1 protein-coding gene is annotated in these 1,393 nt (G+C 38.3%); it reads right to left on the bottom strand.

Annotated elements, in window-relative coordinates; translation table 11 throughout:
• On the bottom strand, positions 1-1,145 hold a 1,145-nt coding region (locus ACFSBH_RS12240; RefSeq protein WP_379597758.1), incomplete at its 3' end, for an IS110 family RNA-guided transposase.
• Between the last annotated feature and the right edge of the window lie 248 nt (positions 1,146-1,393).

Here is a 1,393-nt window from a genome sequence, read left to right as displayed (position 1 = left end):
GGTTTACCTTCTTCACGTTTCTTATCATAAAACTCTCTTAGTCTCTTATTGCGTGCTATGATTTCATCGGTTGTTTTCTTTTTACGAGAATCACGAATGCCACTTTGAACAGCCATATATAAAGCGTGCCGTAGTCTATTCGAGCCTCGTTTAGTGATTCGATTTACTGATGCTGTAAACTTACCAGAAGAGTAAACACTCGGATCCACACCAGCGAATGCAACGAGCTTTTTGGCACTATCAAATCGGTTAATCTCTCCAATCTCGGAAATAATCGTTGCAGCGATTTTTTCTCCGATTCCAGGAATAGATTGGAGGAGATGGTATTCTTCAACTTCTTTAGCGAGGGCATCTATTTCTGTCGCAATCTTAGATAGATGCTCTTGGTATTGAAGTACAAGACGAACTAACATCTCAAGATTAAAGATATTACTCTGATACAGGTTGTTCTGAAATGGATTGCGAAGGGCGGCTTCTTTTAACTTTTTTGCCCTTTCTTGTGCCCAAATTTCGGAACGACTCTTACATAATTCACTAATCTTCTCTGATAATTCCCTCTCACTTGCACTTAATACAGCTTCAGATGTTGGGAATGCTAGTAAAGTAAGCAATGATACCTTTGAATATAGGCTTCCAAATACACCCCTATATTCAGGAAAAACCTGATCTAATAAGGAATGTAACTGCAGCTTAGCTTTGGCTGAGATTTCTGCAATACTTTCTTGTTGTCTAGTAAGGTTGCGTAGATTTAAAAGTTGAATACCTCGCTTTTTATAAGGCTCTAACTCTTCTTTATAAAACAGCTCACAAAGATGATAGGCATCTATTGCGTCTGTTTTAACTTTACGCAGACTTGAACTTTTTGCCCGATGTGAAATAAGAGGGTTAACAATAATATAAACGTAATTTTGTTCTTCCAAAAATTGAGTAACTGGATAATGATAGTGACCAGTTGATTCCAAGACGACCGTAGGTTGGTTGCCGTTAGCCAATTTTTCAACTTCATGAAGGAATTCTAGTAAATTCCCCAACCCTTTAATATCATGCTTAATACTAAAGCTCTTTCGATAAGGTTTGCCTTTATCTAAAAATGCTTGAATCTGACTTTCTCCTTTAGAAACATCCAGACCAATGACTGGATTCATAGACTATCTCCTCCTAGCTTATAAAATTGTCGGTATCCCCTAAGGCTTCTTGTAATGTCATAGGTTCGCTTGTTAAACGGGATCTCAATGTCCCAACCAGCCTGAAACATGTTTATACAAGTAGGGGGTGAACAGTTTAGCTGACGGGATCTAGTCCCACGGGTGCGACGTTCTACCCCGACTACCGTAATAATAAAACCTTATAAAAAAAGGTCAACCAGTAATTTCTGGCTAACCTTATATTACGA

It is taken from the genome of Oceanobacillus luteolus (assembly GCF_042678205.1).
Classification (GTDB): Bacteria; Bacillota; Bacilli; order Bacillales; family Amphibacillaceae; genus Oceanobacillus; species Oceanobacillus luteolus.
This window is presented reverse-complemented; position numbering and strand designations above follow the sequence as displayed.